This window comes from Marinomonas epiphytica, assembly GCF_054780655.1.
In genome coordinates this window covers 37,580-51,809 of record NZ_BAAGVX010000036.1, presented here as the reverse complement: position 1 = coordinate 51,809, position 14,230 = coordinate 37,580, and the positions used below count along the sequence as shown (strand labels likewise).

Annotated in this window: 12 protein-coding genes; 10 read left to right on the top strand and 2 right to left on the bottom strand. The window is 43.6% G+C overall.

The window, feature by feature from the left end:
- The first annotated feature begins 101 nt into the window (after positions 1-101).
- The 4 genes from ACYVGZ_RS11990 to ACYVGZ_RS11975 all read left to right on the top strand — a co-directional run bounded on the left by ACYVGZ_RS11990 (position 102) and on the right by ACYVGZ_RS11975 (position 5,183).
- Positions 102-929 (top strand): HDOD domain-containing protein, encoded by an 828-nt coding sequence (locus tag ACYVGZ_RS11990; RefSeq protein ID WP_460755815.1) that lies wholly within the window; start codon positions 102-104, stop codon positions 927-929.
- 277 nt (positions 930-1,206) lie between these two features.
- Complete coding sequence (locus ACYVGZ_RS11985; RefSeq protein ID WP_460756021.1) at positions 1,207-2,784, top strand: ABC transporter permease; 1,578 nt, start codon at positions 1,207-1,209, stop codon at positions 2,782-2,784.
- An 8-nt stretch (positions 2,785-2,792) separates the two neighbouring features.
- The gene (locus tag ACYVGZ_RS11980; RefSeq protein WP_460755811.1) at positions 2,793-3,860 is read left to right on the top strand and encodes an ABC transporter ATP-binding protein; all 1,068 of its coding nucleotides are present in this window, start codon (positions 2,793-2,795) and stop codon (positions 3,858-3,860) included.
- A gap of 126 nt (positions 3,861-3,986) precedes the next feature.
- Positions 3,987-5,183, top strand: a complete 1,197-nt coding sequence (locus tag ACYVGZ_RS11975) for a class I SAM-dependent rRNA methyltransferase (RefSeq protein ID WP_460755808.1) — start codon at positions 3,987-3,989, stop codon at positions 5,181-5,183.
- Between the two features lie 50 nt (positions 5,184-5,233).
- Here the strand turns inward: ACYVGZ_RS11975 and ACYVGZ_RS11970 are convergent, their stop codons facing one another.
- Positions 5,234-5,890, bottom strand: coding sequence for a histidinol-phosphatase (locus ACYVGZ_RS11970; protein WP_460755806.1), 657 nt, complete (start codon positions 5,888-5,890; stop codon positions 5,234-5,236).
- A gap of 133 nt (positions 5,891-6,023) precedes the next feature.
- On the opposite strand from ACYVGZ_RS11970, the gene ACYVGZ_RS11965 reads away from it, so the two are divergent.
- The 6 genes from ACYVGZ_RS11965 (at position 6,024) to ACYVGZ_RS11940 (ending at position 13,027) form a co-directional block, all read left to right on the top strand.
- Positions 6,024-6,512 (top strand): RNA pyrophosphohydrolase, encoded by a 489-nt coding sequence (locus ACYVGZ_RS11965; protein WP_460755803.1) that lies wholly within the window; start codon positions 6,024-6,026, stop codon positions 6,510-6,512.
- A 41-nt stretch (positions 6,513-6,553) separates the two neighbouring features.
- Positions 6,554-8,842 carry a phosphoenolpyruvate--protein phosphotransferase gene (gene ptsP, locus ACYVGZ_RS11960; RefSeq protein ID WP_460755801.1) on the top strand — a complete coding sequence of 763 codons (2,289 nt, stop codon included), beginning with the start codon at positions 6,554-6,556 and terminating at the stop codon, positions 8,840-8,842.
- A 32-nt stretch (positions 8,843-8,874) separates the two neighbouring features.
- Entirely contained in the window at positions 8,875-9,672 is a 798-nt protein-coding gene (lgt, locus tag ACYVGZ_RS11955; RefSeq protein ID WP_460755798.1) for a prolipoprotein diacylglyceryl transferase, read from the top strand.
- A gap of 476 nt (positions 9,673-10,148) precedes the next feature.
- A complete protein-coding gene (locus ACYVGZ_RS11950) occupies positions 10,149-11,144 on the top strand; it encodes a TRAP transporter substrate-binding protein (RefSeq protein WP_460755795.1) in 996 nt (331 codons plus the stop codon).
- A 78-nt stretch (positions 11,145-11,222) separates the two neighbouring features.
- Positions 11,223-11,717 carry a TRAP transporter small permease gene (locus ACYVGZ_RS11945; protein WP_460755793.1) on the top strand — a complete coding sequence of 165 codons (495 nt, stop codon included), beginning with the start codon at positions 11,223-11,225 and terminating at the stop codon, positions 11,715-11,717.
- Positions 11,714-13,027: a TRAP transporter large permease gene (locus ACYVGZ_RS11940; protein WP_460755790.1), complete on the top strand. Its 1,314-nt coding sequence runs from the start codon at positions 11,714-11,716 to the stop codon at positions 13,025-13,027. The genes ACYVGZ_RS11945 and ACYVGZ_RS11940 overlap by 4 nt, the downstream gene beginning before the upstream one ends.
- Positions 13,028-13,075: 48 nt before the next feature.
- On the opposite strand, the gene ACYVGZ_RS11935 is transcribed toward ACYVGZ_RS11940, so the two are convergent.
- Positions 13,076-14,158, bottom strand: a complete 1,083-nt coding sequence (locus ACYVGZ_RS11935; protein ID WP_460755788.1) for a class I mannose-6-phosphate isomerase — start codon at positions 14,156-14,158, stop codon at positions 13,076-13,078.
- Positions 14,159-14,230: the final 72 nt, after the last annotated feature.

Sequence of the window (14,230 nt, the reverse complement as noted above, 5' to 3'; positions counted from 1 at the left end):
TATTAAATGAAATTCATATTATCTCTTAATAGAGAAGGTTCTGTAAGTAAAGAAGAATCGCTCTAAGATAAAAGCATAAAGACAATTTAAGGCGGTAACGAATGCAAGTTCAAGATTTGCTTAAGCACAGTGAAAAGCTACCCAATGTCCCGGATGTCGTTCGAGAATTGATTCAGCTGCTAAGTAATCCTGATGCTGATTATGGTGTGATAGCAGGAAAAGTTGCCCGCGACCAAACGATTTCTCTGAAGGTGTTACGAGTCGTTAATTCAGCTTACTTTGGATTATCCAGAAAAGTATCTTCATTGGATGAAGCAACCGTACTACTTGGTATGGATAAACTAAAAACCTTGGTAATCGCAACCGGCTTTGCTAGCTCTGTTAGCGAAGTAGAAGGTATTAAACTTAAAGATTTTTGGTCTGACTCTTTTCGTGTCGCAGAACTAGCAAAATGGCTGGCAGAGCGCACCGATTTGGTAAATCCAGACGAAGCCTTTACGGCAGGGATTGTCCATAATATTGGCCGTTTGTTGATTCATCTTGCAGAGCCTGAAATGGCAATGAAAGTTCAAGATATGGTGGCAAGTACAGGGGTTAGCCGCATAAAAGCTGAAACGGATGTGTTCGGTTTTACTTCCCAAACGGCTGGCAAAACCTTGATGGACTTCTGGAAATTGCCTAGCGTATTAACCGATGCAGTGGGGCAACATAAGCGTCCTTTTGCAGACGGTGATCCATTAGCGTTAGCCTGTGTGCTCAATCTTGCGAGCTACCTAAATGCTTGTATACGTACCGAACGTGATTCCGACCTGGTTCGCGAAGCCTTCCCAATGGCGGTAGCCAAAGGTGCAGGTTTGTCTGAAGATATCTTGTTAGAGTTGGATGAAGCCATGGGGCTTGGTCAGGACCTAGACCAGTTACTTATTTAATTTTTATTTATACAAAATACTGGGCAGGGATGCCCCATTTCAAAGAAGCCCTTATAGTAAGAATTATTATCCTTTGTGATCCTGTTTTCTCTAAGTTTAATCAGTTGGCTTCTTAGAGGCTAATCATGCATCAGAAACCTTGCTGGCAGTTCAACCTTTCCTCCGACCTATTCATTTGGGGGGCTCGCTAGTGCGAAAACCTAAGTCATCAAGTCGGGTGGCAGCGTCCCCTATTCATTTTTTATCATCATCTGCTGTGGTGATTGCCGCATTGCTCATGCTGCCGATTCTTGTCGTTTTAGCTAATGTTCTGACGGGGGATGGTAAGGTGTGGCAGCACCTTTATGATACCGTTTTAGCGGACTATGTTAGTAATTCAATTCTCCTGATGTTAGGTGTTGGCTTTGGCGTATTGTTGATTGGTGTACCTTGCGCTTGGCTAACGAGTATGTGTGAATTCCCAGGACGACGCTTATTATCTTGGGCTCTGTTATTGCCCATGGCGGTGCCAGCCTACATTATTGCCTATACCTATACCGGCCTGTTGGACTTTGCGGGCCCAGTTCAAACGTTTATCCGCAACCTTACTGGACTTGGCTACGGTGAATACTGGTTTTTTGAAATCCGCTCCCTAGGTGGGGCGATCACCATGTTGATACTGGTGCTATACCCCTATGTATATTTAATGAGTCGGGCTGCCTTTTTAGAACAGTCAGCAAACACTCTGGAGGTGGCTAAAACACTTGGCTGCTCTGGGGCAAAGGCATTTTTCAAATTGGGCCTTCCCTTGGCCCGTCCGGCTATTATTACTGGGCTAACATTAGCCCTGATGGAAACCTTGGCGGATTACGGGACGGTGCAGTATTTTAGTGTCAGCACTTTTACCACGGGTATTCTGAGAACCTACTATGGTTTTGGTGATGTGGCGGCAGCGTCTCAATTGGCGGGTGTTTTACTGCTGTTCGTGACGTTTTTAATTGTGCTTGAGCGGTATTCTCGCCGTCGAATTCGCTATCATGCATCCGGCTTAAAGAAAGCCAGCCATAAACGCATTGCCCTACTGGGGTGGCGTGGTGCTGTTGCATTGTTAGTGTGTTTTGTTCCTATTTTGTTCGGTTTCGTATTGCCTGCTGGTGTGCTTTCTTACTGGGCTATTTTTAAAGCACAAACATTGGACGCAAGTTTTGTGACGCTGGCTTGGAACTCTTTTTATCTAGCCGCTTTAGCTGCGTTGATTCTGGTGTCTCTCGCCCTCATTTTGAGTTATGCCGTGCGACTTAATGCTAGCCGTGTAGTTGCAACTGCTGTGTCTTTTGCTGGCGTTGGGTATGCTTTACCAGGAACCATCATTGCCATTGGAACTATCGTACCTTTAGCTTGGCTGGATCACCGTATCATAGACCTTATAAAACACTATACCGAAAGCCAAGTAGGGCTAATTCTGTCTGGCACCTTAGTGGCTTTATTGTTTGCTTACACGGTACGTTTTATGGCGGTATCCTTGGGGGCCGTTCAGAACGGTCTAGGCAAAATAAAACCCAGCATGGACATGGCGGCTAGGTCATTAGGCTATAGTCCATTTAAGGTCTTATTGAAGGTACACGTGCCTTTATTAAAAGGCTCTGTGCTAACGGCAATACTGATTGTATTTGTTGACGTGCTCAAAGAGCTACCAGCTACCTTGGTTTTAAGGCCGTTCAACTTTAATACACTGGCAGTGCGTGCATTTGAATTGGCCTCAGATGAGCGTCTTATTGATGCAGCCCCTGCTTCGCTCATGATTGTATTAGTCGGCTTACTTCCTGTGATTTTATTAAGTCGTTCCATCGCTGCGGATATTGGCAACACCAAATAGGAATGAGTATGCAATTAAAGGCTCCTTTAAAAGAATTAGTGTTAACAGATTTGGTGGTCAACTACGGTGCAGTAAGTGCCGTGAAAAAAGTGTCCTTTCAATTAGAAGAAGGGCAAATTGGTTGTCTGTTAGGGTCGAGTGGGTGTGGCAAGTCTACTTTGTTAAGAGCCATAGCGGGCTTTGAACCATTAGTGAGTGGGCAAATTGTTTTGGACGGCGAATGCTTGTCTAAGCCAGGTTTTATCATGAGCCCGGAGCATAGGGGCATTGGTATGGTGTTCCAAGACATTGCTCTTTTCCCACACCTAACAATCGCAGAGAACGTTGCATTTGGGTTAACCAGTTGGACGCAGTCAGAAAGCCAAGCTCGGGTTGAAGAGTTGCTACAGCTGGTTGGCTTAGCGGGGTTTGAAGATCGTTACCCTCATTCCCTATCAGGTGGCCAACAGCAGCGTATCGCCTTAGCGAGAGCCATTGCTCCACGCCCAAAATTATTGTTAATGGATGAACCATTTTCAGGGTTAGATGCAAAATTGCGAGAAGAATTAGTGCCAGATGTTAGAGCTATCTTACAACATGAAAAAATGGCGGCTATCTTAGTGACACATGATCAAATGGAAGCCTTTTCGATGGCTGATCAAGTGTCTGTTATGAGTGAGGGCGAGATTCATCAAACAGGTACGCCTTATGCCATTTACCATCGACCAGAAACACGCTTTGTGGCGAGCTTTATCGGGCATGGTGACTTTTTGAAAGCGCAAGTGTGTGGTTCGAACTGTGTTCACTCTGACCTAGGGACCATTCGTGGCAAGCTGAATCATAATTTTGCTAATAATACTGAGGTTGACTTACTGGTTCGCCCAGATGATATTTTGCACGATGATGATAGCCCCTCTCAAGGCTTAATTATGAGTAAATGGTTTCGTGGCTCTCACTTTTTATATCGGGTAAAGCTGGATTCAGGCAAGGTGGTATTCTGTTTTGCTTCTTCCCATCATAATCATGAAGTTGGTCAAAAAATTGGTCTCACGGTGCATCTTGATCACCTTGTAATGTTTGCCAGAGATGATGCTTAGAACCCTTTGGTAAGAATGACAAGCTCGCTAATCAGCGGGCTTTTTTTTGACCAGCATGGGATAGAGATAGCATTTGCCAGTGGAGCATTTATAATGGGCGTCTTTAATTTATTCTAGGTGAAACAATTGAGTGTAATACGACTAAAAGGGCAAGCGGATCGCCGTTTACGAGCTGGCCATCAGTGGATATACAGCAACGAGGTTAACACCTCAGCAACCCCATTAAAACAGTTTGCTCCTGGTGACCAGGTGGTCGTAGAAACCGCTCAAGGTAAAGCGCTTGGTGTGGCGACCATAAACCCAAATACCCTAATTTGTGGGCGCTTGATCAGTCGTAATATAGACACAGTGCTCAACAAGTCTACCATTGCTCACCGTCTTAAGATTGCTCTGTCATTAAGAGAGATGACGTATCCCGCGCCTTATTACCGTCTAGTTTTTGGTGACTCAGATGGCTTGTCAGGCCTAGTTGTTGATCGTTTTGCTGATATTCTAGTCGTACAAATATCAACTGCAGGTATGGAACGGGTAAAAAGCGAGATCATAGAAGCCTTACAAGAGGTTGTAAAACCATCAGCTATTTTAATGAAAAACGATGGCAAAATGCGTCAAATAGAAGGGCTAGATTCCTATGTGGAAGAAGCTTATGGGCAAGTGCCTGAAGTGGTGTTTCTACAAGAAAACGATGTGTTATTCCAAGCCCCTGTTTGGGATGGACAAAAAACGGGGTGGTTTTATGACCACCGAGAAAATCGTAAGACCATGCAGCAGTTTTGCAGTGGTAAACGAGTATTAGATGTTTTTTCTTATGTGGGTGGTTGGGGTGTGCAAGCCGCTTCAGCAGGCGCAACAGACGTAACCTTTGTGGATGCTTCAGAATCAGCGTTAGATCATGTTTCACAAAACCTTAACCTAAATCAGTACGAAGGCGATGCTAACTTGATGCATGGAGACGCATTTGATGCCATGCAATCTTTGATTGAGGAAAAGCAGCGTTTTGATGTGGTGATTATGGATCCGCCTGCTTTCATCGCACGTCGCAAAGACATTAAAGCAGGTGAGGGGGCTTATCACAGGGCTAACCAGTTGGCCATGCGTCTTGTGGCTAAAGGGGGAATCTTAGTAACTGGGTCATGTTCTATGCACCTAGCGACAGACCGTTTGCATGATATTGTGCGCAGTAATAGCCGCCAGCTAGAACGCTTTTCTCAGCTGATTTACCGTGGCACTCAAGCCCCTGATCACCCAGTACACCCAGCGATTGAAGAAACCGAATATTTAAAAGCCTTGTTCTATCGCATCCATAACAACATGGGGCTTTAAGTCCGTAGGGCTTCCTCTAGAATGAGGGAGCCCATTTTGGATTATTAGTATTAGTCTCGAAGAGAGATGTGTTGCCAGCCCCTTTGCTTGGCAATATCTTGCAAGGTTTCATCCGCGTCCACCGCAATAGGGTGATCAACTAATTCTAACAACGGCAAGTCATTGCGCGAATCACTGTAGAAAAAGCTACCTTGTAATGAGTGTCCTGTTTCTTTAAGCCAAGCGTTTAATCTCACCACCTTACCTTCCTGAAAACTTGGTACACCGACAATGTTACCTGTATAGCGGCCGTTGATTACCTCAGGTACTGGAGCGATAATATGATCCATGCCTAATGCTTCTGAAATTGGGCCGGTAATGAATTGATTGGTTGCCGTAATCATTAGAAGGTAGTGCCCCTGCTGTTTATGGTGCGCCAATAAAGCAGAGGCTTTTTGTTGCATCATGGGGGCGACTTTGGTGGTCATGAACTCTTGGTGCAAATCATTGAGCTGTGATTCATTAAACTGAGTAAGCGGCGACAAGCTAAATGCGAGATACTCGTGAATGTCTAGAGTGCCTGCTTGATATTGAAGGAAGAACTTATCGTTTGCTTCTTTATACACTTGCGTATCAACGATGCCTTTTTCAACTAAAAATTGTCCCCATGTGTAGTCGCTATCACCGTTTAATAGGGTTCCATCTAAATCAAATATTGCTAGGGTCACAGTTCATCCTCAGTTCTTTCAAAGTGGGCAAAGTATAACGTTGAATATGACAAATAACATCAGTGTTAATTGTGATGAAAGGGGAATTGTGGAACAATGACAACAACGAATTTTTGTATAAAGGTGATAGCTCGTGATTGATGCGGACGGATATAGACCGAATGTAGGCATCATACTGATGAACGAGCGTGGCCAACTACTATGGGCGCGACGCGTAGGACAAAATGCGTGGCAATTCCCCCAAGGTGGCATCAAGTCGGAAGAAACTCCAGAACAGGCACTTTATCGTGAACTGAAAGAGGAGATCGGCTTAGAGCCCCATCAGGTAAAAATTGTAGGGAAAACCAGAGGTTGGTTACGCTACCGTCTTCCAAAACGTATGCTGAGGCATAATAGTAAGCCCTTGTGTATCGGGCAAAAACAAAAGTGGTTTCTGCTTTCAATTTGCTGCAAAGATACCGATGTGTGTGTGGATGGAACTGATAACCCAGAATTTGATGGTTGGCGTTGGGTCAGTTATTGGTACCCACTTGGTCAAGTTGTGGCCTTTAAAAAGGATGTCTACCGACGAGCACTTAAGGAGTTAGTTTCTAACGCGCATCGTTGGATGGAAAAGTCATAACCTATTAGACACTAAAGAAACTGCTAAGCGATGGGAGAGCTATGCTAAGTTTGCTGAGACGAATTACGCAAGAGGTGACCGCTGCCGAGTCGTTACCCAGTGCATTGGATATCATTGTACGCAGAGTCCGTCGTGCTATGCGAGCAGAAGTGTGCTCTATATACCTCGTCGACCCAAACAGTAACGACTATATTCTAATGGCTACCCGTGGCCTTAATTCTGATGTGGCGGGTAGTGTTAGCCTAAAAGAGAATCAAGGTTTGGTTAGTCTTGTCGGCCGTCGTGCAGAACCTGTAAACCTAGATAATGCTCATGATCACCCTTCCTTTCATTACTTAACTGGTACTGGCGAAGAACGCTTCCAGTCTTTCTTAGGTGTACCGATTATCCACCACCGTCAAGTGCTAGGCGTGTTGGTAGTGCAACATGAAGACAGGCGCAAGTTTGACGAGGGTGAAGAGGCTTTTTTAATTACCTTATCAGCTCAATTAGCAGGGGTTATAGCCCATGCTGAAGCAACAGGCGCCATTACCACTTTACATGCAGCCGAAGAACCTAGTGAGTCTGACTTACGATATAAAGGGGTAGCCGGCAGTTCTGGGGTGGCAATTGGCCGTGCTCTGGTGATGTTTCCTGCCGCAGATCTCGATGTTATTCCTGATCGGCAAATTACGGATACTCAACAAGAGATCGAAGACTTTCATATCGCTTTAAATGCAACACGCAAAGATATTCGAGTTGCGAGTAGTCGTTTAAGTCAGCATTTATCTGATGATGAGAAAGCACTCTTTGATGTGTACCTAAAAATCCTAGACGACAACTCCATTGCAGGGGAAGTTGAGAAAAAAATAATTGAGGGTAATTGGGCGCCAGGTGCTTTAAGGCAAGTTATTCGGATGCACATTGCGTTTTTCGACCGTATGGAAGATCCCTACTTACGTGAGCGTGCCAGTGATATTCGTGATTTAGGGCGCCGTATTCTGTCGCATCTACAAGAGAAAGAGCCTAATATTGCTGAGCGTTTTGAACAACCAGCCATTATTATCGGGGAAGAACTTACTGCTTCGATGCTAGGGGAAATTCCCATAGAAAAAATTAAAGGCTTGGTATCTGTTACAGGGTCTGGGAACTCACACATTGCTATCTTGGCGCGAGCTATGGGGATTCCAACCGTAATGGGCGCGCTAGACTTACCATATGCACAGCTAGACAAAGCGAACATCATTGTGGATGGCTATTTGGGGAAAGTAATTACCCACCCTTCAGATGCCTTAATTGATAACTACCAACAAATTGTTGATGAAGAAAGGTTACTCGAAGAAGAGTATGAAACGCTAAAAGACTTGCCTTGCGAAACGCAGGATGGTCAGCGTTTGAACCTTTATGTTAACACGGGGCTGACCGCCGACATTGCGCGTTCTTTAGATCGAGGTGCTGAAGGGATCGGCTTATATCGGACTGAAGTGCTCTTTATGGTTCGGGATCGCTTCCCAACAGAAGCCGAACAAGTTCAAATTTACCGCAAACAGCTTGAAGGGTTTGCACCTGCCCCTGTTACGGCTCGAACCCTAGATATTGGTGGAGATAAAGCGCTACCTTATTTTCCAATTGAAGAAGAAAACCCCTTCTTAGGTTGGCGTGGCATAAGAGTGACATTAGATCACTTGGAAATTTTTGTGGCGCAAATTCGAGCCATGATTAAAGCGAGTGATGGGTTGCATAACCTGAAAATTATGCTGCCGATGGTTTCTAGTGTGGAAGAAGTGGAAGAAGCTTTGGTGCTTATTCGTCGCGCTGTCGATGAAGTGATTGAAGAAGGTTACGATGTTCGCATGCCAAGGGTTGGGGTGATGATCGAAATACCGGCCGCAGTTTATCAAGTAAAAGCTTACGCTGAGCTGGTGGACTTCTTGTCTGTAGGGAGTAATGACCTGACTCAGTATTTATTGGCGGTTGATCGAAATAACCCCCGTGTGGCTGATATTTACAGCTCTTTTCACCCTGCCGTTTTACAAGCTTTGCAAAGCATTGTTCATCAAGTAGACGGTATGAACGTTGGTTTGAGTGTTTGTGGTGAAATGGCGGGTGATCCTATGGGAGCCATTCTGCTCATGGCGATGGGCTACGACGTGCTTTCAATGAGCTCTACCAGTTTGCCGAAAGTGAAGGCGGTTATTCGTAATATCTCAACGGCTCAAGCCAAAGAAATGTTAGCAGAGGTTATGAAACTTCATCATTCGGATGCGGTCATAAACACCATGACCAAACTCATGCGGGAAGCGAATATCGAACGCCTTATTCGCCCCAGTAAATCTGCGACGCTTCATTAACCTATTTTGTTTCAAAAGGTTGTTTCTCTATTATGATTACTTACCCTTCTATTGACCCTGTTGCGGTTTCAATTGGGCCTCTTGCTGTTCATTGGTACGGTATTATGTATCTCATTGGCTTTGCTGGCGCCTATTATTTAGGCTGTTATCGGGCGCAACGTTCAAACGGCTTATGGACTAAGGAAATGATCAGTGATGTGATTTTCTATGGCGCGCTTGGAGTCATACTAGGAGGGCGCATTGGATATATCCTATTTTATCAATTCTCTTCTTTTGTGGCTGATCCATTGGTGATCATTCGAATTTGGGAGGGCGGTATGTCTTTCCACGGTGGCCTTTTAGGGGTTATTGCAGCTATGTTTGTGTTTGCTCGCCGTTACAATAAGCATTTAGTTGATGTCACCGACTACATGGCTCCTGTTGTACCCATTGGGCTTGGTGCTGGGCGTATAGGCAACTTTATTGGTGGAGAGCTTTGGGGAAAACAAACGGATGTATCATGGGCTATGGTATTTCCTCATGATCCATTGCAATTAGCTCGGCATCCGTCGCAGCTTTATCAGTTTGCTCTTGAAGGGCTCGCCTTGTTTGCTATTTTGTGGTTTTTTTCGCAAAAAGCTAAGCCTCGTTACTGTGTATCCGGCTTGTTCCTGCTCTGTTATGGGGTTTTCAGAATCCTAGTCGAGTTTGTGCGAGAACCAGATGCACAAATTGGCTATCTTGCGTTTGGCTGGCTTACACAGGGTCAGGTGTTGTCTCTACCTATGGTTATAGGCGGTTTTGCATTACTGGCTTATGGTTTTAAAAAGCAGGTCTTTCCAAAAAGCTAATTGGTTTTGGTTGATCAAAAATAAATTTTGGTCAACCAAACAATCAAAAAAACATTTCTCTTTTATCTGCTACGTCAAAGCAACAATGCGCTTCTTTCTAAGACAAAAATTAATTTGATTAAACCTTGTAGAGAGGCTTGTAGCTCACAACTAATCTGATTGGTTTGGAACTATCCTTGACACTGACAGTCTCTTTGTTTTTTCTCCATAAAAAAAGAAAGGTTTTAGAAATTCACTAGCACCACAACCTTTTTTATATATAACAAAAAATTCTTTTAAGCAGTTTTATTTTTTTATCTGTTTGAAATTGTTGGTTTTATTCTTTTTTTTGAAGCCCTCTCCAAGACTTTTTAGCAGTTTTTTCATTGTTTAATTCGTAGACAAGGTGCATTTCTTTGCATATAGTTCAAAAGCTAGATTTGTATTGTATTATTAAATTGCAAATTCGTCATAATCATATAATAAGGATAAAAACCATGAGATTTACGAAGCACTTAAAATCAATTCTAAAAGTTACCCTAGTTGGATCTGCTGTAGCGGCTTTGGCTTCACCGGTCAGTGCGCAGACGCTTCGCGGCGCGAGTATGTTCGATGAAAACCATACTTTCACTAAAACAATGGTGAAATTTGAGGAACTGGTAAACCAATATTACCAAGGGGATGTAGACTTTGATCTGCGTTTAAATGGTGAGTTTGGTGTAGAAAAAGATTATGTTTCCTTTTTGAACCAAGGTGTTGCCATTGATTACACAATATTGGCACCTTCAAACATGGCGCGATTCGCACCTTCTATTCCTTTAATGGACATGCCTTTCTTATTCCGCGATCTTGATCATTGGAATACGGTTCTTTCTTCTAATATTCTTGCTCCTCTTGAGAAAGAGCTATCAGAGAAAGCCGATATTGTGATCATAGGTTATGCGGGCGGTGGTACTCGTAACCTCATATCTAGCAAAAAAATTAGTAACTTTGACGAGTTGTCTGGTCATAAAATGCGTGTAATGGGGGCCCCAATTCAAGCCCAGGTATTTAATGCTGTTGGCGCTGCTCCTTCTGCTATTGCATATAATGAAGTTTATAACGCCATTCAGACCGGTGTTGTAAATGGGCTAGAAAACGAAGCGGCGAGTATTCAAAACCTGAAATTCTATGAGGTTGCTCCTCATGTTACGAAAACAGCTCACACCATTACCGTTCGTCCTATCGTGTTTGGTGGTAAAAGTTACCGTAAGCTGCCTAAAGATTTGCAAGCTGCCATTATGAAAGCGGGCAAGGAAGCAGGGGCTTTTGGTCGTGAGTTAGAATCTCGTGAAGACGCGATAAAACTGCAGCAAATGGCTGATGCGGGTCAGATTCAAGTTTCTGAATTTGCGAACCGCGAAAAAATGCTAGAGATGGTAAAACCTGTACAAGATAAGTTTGCTGCCAGCATTGGCGCAACAGACTTGTTATCAGCGATTCGAAATAAGTAGTTATAGCAAGGTCTACGGTGTTTAAGTCTATGACTTAAACACCGTAATGGCTTAGCCAGATGTTGTAAGGATGTAGCTATGATTAAACGCATTTTGGAATCACTTTGTACACTTCTTAGGATTGTTCTCGCTATCTTAGTTGGCGCACTCATTATCCCCGTTGCCATGCAAGTGATCGCTCGTTATACCGGTATTATCCCTGTGTATCTTTGGACAGAAGAGCTTGCCACTTTTATCTTTGTTTGGGTGGTAATGATAGGCTCTATGCTAGCGGTTTGGGATGGTAAGCATTTTGATGTTCAAGTTTTACCTGATAGCTCGAAGCCTTTTGTTCTATTCTTGCAAAGAGCGGTGGTGTATTTATCAGTAGGTCTGTTTGGGGCCTTATTTGCTTGGTATGGGATCGACTACGCTAAGTTTGGGCATATACAGCATTCCGTTATGATGAATGCAAATTTACTCATTACTCATATAACAGTACCTATTTCAGGGGCACTTTGGCTGTTATTTTCTCTCTTCCGTATGATGGAAGCATTTCAAGATTACTTATCAGCTAAAAAGGTGGCGCTATGATTCTCTCTACTGGGTTAGCCTGCGCATTGCTGGTGGGCGGTTTTATTTTATTAGTAGTACTTCGTGTTCCTGTTGCTTTCGCCCTTGGTCTAGCAACCATTCCTGTCGTGCTACTAGATGTTAGGCTAACGCCTTTCATCATCATTGATCGCATGTTTCAGTCATATAATTCTTTTATCTTGCTGGCTGTTCCCTTCTTTTTGCTCGCCGCAAATTTAATGAATTCTGGGAAAATCACAGAAAAGTTGATCGACCTTGCCAGAGTACTAACTGGTTGGATGCCTGGGGGACTTGGCCACGTCAATGTGGCTGTGTCTATGTTGTTTGCGGGTATTTCTGGATCTTCCACTGCGGATGCGGCAGGTTGCGGTAAAATCTTGATCCCAGCTATGATCAAAGAAGGCTATGACCGACGTTTTGCCATTGCAATAACGGCTTGTTCGTCGGTAATGGGGGTGATCATTCCTCCCAGTATCTTGATGATTGTATGGGGTGGGGTCATGCAAGTCTCGGTGGGGGCTTTGTTTCTAGCGGGTGCGATTCCAGGGTTGATGATAGGTTGCGCGTTAATGGCGACTGTATATGGCTTTGCGAAAGTTTATAACTATCCTATCGCTATGAAACCAACATTCTCTTCTGCTTTCAAGGCGTTTAAAGGGGCGGCATTAGCCATGCTCACTCCTGTTTTCGTCATCTTCGGGATAGTGGCGGGTATAGTAACACCAACAGAAAGTGCCATCATTGCAGCCGCATACTCGCTCTTTTTAGGAATGGTTGTTTATCGTACAGTCACGCCAAGAGAAGTAGGGAGCATCTTGTACGAAACAGGACGATTTGCCTCTATTTCTTTGTTTGCTATTGGGACTGCGTCTGTCTTTGGGTGGCTATTAGCCTACTATAACGTGCCTCGTTTGATCATTACCTTCTTAACAGACATGCAGTTAAGTGGTTTTGGTACGGCTTTGGTCATTGCTTCTCTATTCCTGTTTTTCGGTTTGTTTATTGATGCAATACCTACCATCATCATTCTGGGTACCGTGCTATTACCCGTAGCGATACAAGCAGATATTTCTCCTGTGGTATTCGCTATGATAGGTATTATTTCATTAGCATTTGGCTTGGTGACGCCGCCCTATGGGCTCTGTTTGCTGATATCTTCATCGATCGGTGGGATGAATGTTGTGAGCGTACTTAAACAAGTGGTCATTATACTTATCCCCATGTTATTCATATTGCTGCTGGTTATTCTCTTCCCAGAGATTTCCTTATGGTTACCTAGTAAAATTATGCCAAATTCATTTTCTCACTAACAAAAAAAGGTGTGTATTTCCATACACACCTTTTTCTACTCCTTTATGTTACCCTGCTATAGGCGGGTAACATTCTAATATTTCTACTGCTTCTTCACTGTTGATAGTGATTGACTCTATGCCTGCAGGGCAAAAGAAACGATCATATTCATTTAATATTAACTCTTGTTTACCTAACGTAATTCGGCAATTTCCTTTTGTGACAATGCCAATATAAAAGTCCTTTTCCGCCTTCTCAACAACGCCTAAAATCTTAGAGCGTTTTACTCTAAATTTATCAGTGACCTTGCTATCAATGAGTGTTTCTTGAATCGAGTTATTTGAGTAGGTATGAGTGACACGAGGAGGCTGAAAAAATTTGCTTTGGGCTTCATGTGTAGAGATTTCATTAAAATCGAAAACGTCCATACAAAACTCAAGATCGCGTTTCATAAAGCGAGCTTCTTCAGGCATGGTGTAGCCTGCTTTAGTAAATTCGAAGCGTACTGCCCAATCGGAAGGTTCCATAATTTCGATCATCATGATGCCTTCGCCAATCGCATGAGGCGAGCCTCCAGGTATAAATAGGCAGTCTCCTGGCTTTACAGGGACTTTATCAAAACAAGCTTCCATAGCTGCAATGTCTTGATCTTCAATCATTTTTTTAAAGTCAGCGCGGCTAGGTGGGTGCTGAAAACCAACATAAACATAAGGGTCCGTGTTTTCTCTAATGGCCAAAATGTAATAGCCTTCCGCCTTTCCATGGTTGCTGTTGAGATGCTGTTTAGCAAATTCTGCAGTCGGGTGAGCTTGAAAATGTAGGCGCACAGATGAATCTAGGAACTTGACCAGCAGCATAGGGTTTGTACTGTAGTATGCAGTGTGCTGCTCACCTAAAAAGTATTCTGGATCGGAATGAATAAGCTCATCAAAAGGAAGGCTCTGATCATCAATAGTCGCACTGGAGATTCCTTCGTGAATGTCTTCTCTGCCAGGGTTAACCGCACGCGTGGTTGAACCTATCCAATCTTCAGGGAAATGAGAGTCTTGGGGCGATGATTTGCTTTCTATTTGGTCGAGAATTTTTCCGCCCGTGTAGGTACGCCAAACTCGATTTGAGCCAAATTGAATGATTTTATTTTTATAGTTCATCGGTCCCATTCCTTATATTGTTAGTATGATAATACTATATCATTTGTGGGGTAAAATGACGTCATTTAATGC

Excerpts from the sequence above, each read along its gene's own strand:
- ACYVGZ_RS11990 (WP_460755815.1), top strand. The coding sequence starts at position 102 with ATGCAAGTTCAAGATTTGCTTAAGCACAGTGAAAAGCTACCCAATGTC.
- ACYVGZ_RS11985 (WP_460756021.1), top strand. The coding sequence starts at position 1,207 with ATGCTGCCGATTCTTGTCGTTTTAGCTAATGTTCTGACGGGGGATGGT.
- ACYVGZ_RS11980 (WP_460755811.1), top strand. The coding sequence starts at position 2,793 with ATGCAATTAAAGGCTCCTTTAAAAGAATTAGTGTTAACAGATTTGGTG.
- ptsP (WP_460755801.1), top strand. The coding sequence starts at position 6,554 with ATGCTAAGTTTGCTGAGACGAATTACGCAAGAGGTGACCGCTGCCGAG.
- lgt (WP_460755798.1), top strand. The coding sequence starts at position 8,875 with ATGATTACTTACCCTTCTATTGACCCTGTTGCGGTTTCAATTGGGCCT.
- ACYVGZ_RS11950 (WP_460755795.1), top strand. The coding sequence starts at position 10,149 with ATGAGATTTACGAAGCACTTAAAATCAATTCTAAAAGTTACCCTAGTT.
- ACYVGZ_RS11945 (WP_460755793.1), top strand. The coding sequence starts at position 11,223 with ATGATTAAACGCATTTTGGAATCACTTTGTACACTTCTTAGGATTGTT.
- ACYVGZ_RS11940 (WP_460755790.1), top strand. The coding sequence starts at position 11,714 with ATGATTCTCTCTACTGGGTTAGCCTGCGCATTGCTGGTGGGCGGTTTT.
- ACYVGZ_RS11935 (WP_460755788.1), bottom strand. The coding sequence starts at position 14,158 with ATGAACTATAAAAATAAAATCATTCAATTTGGCTCAAATCGAGTTTGG.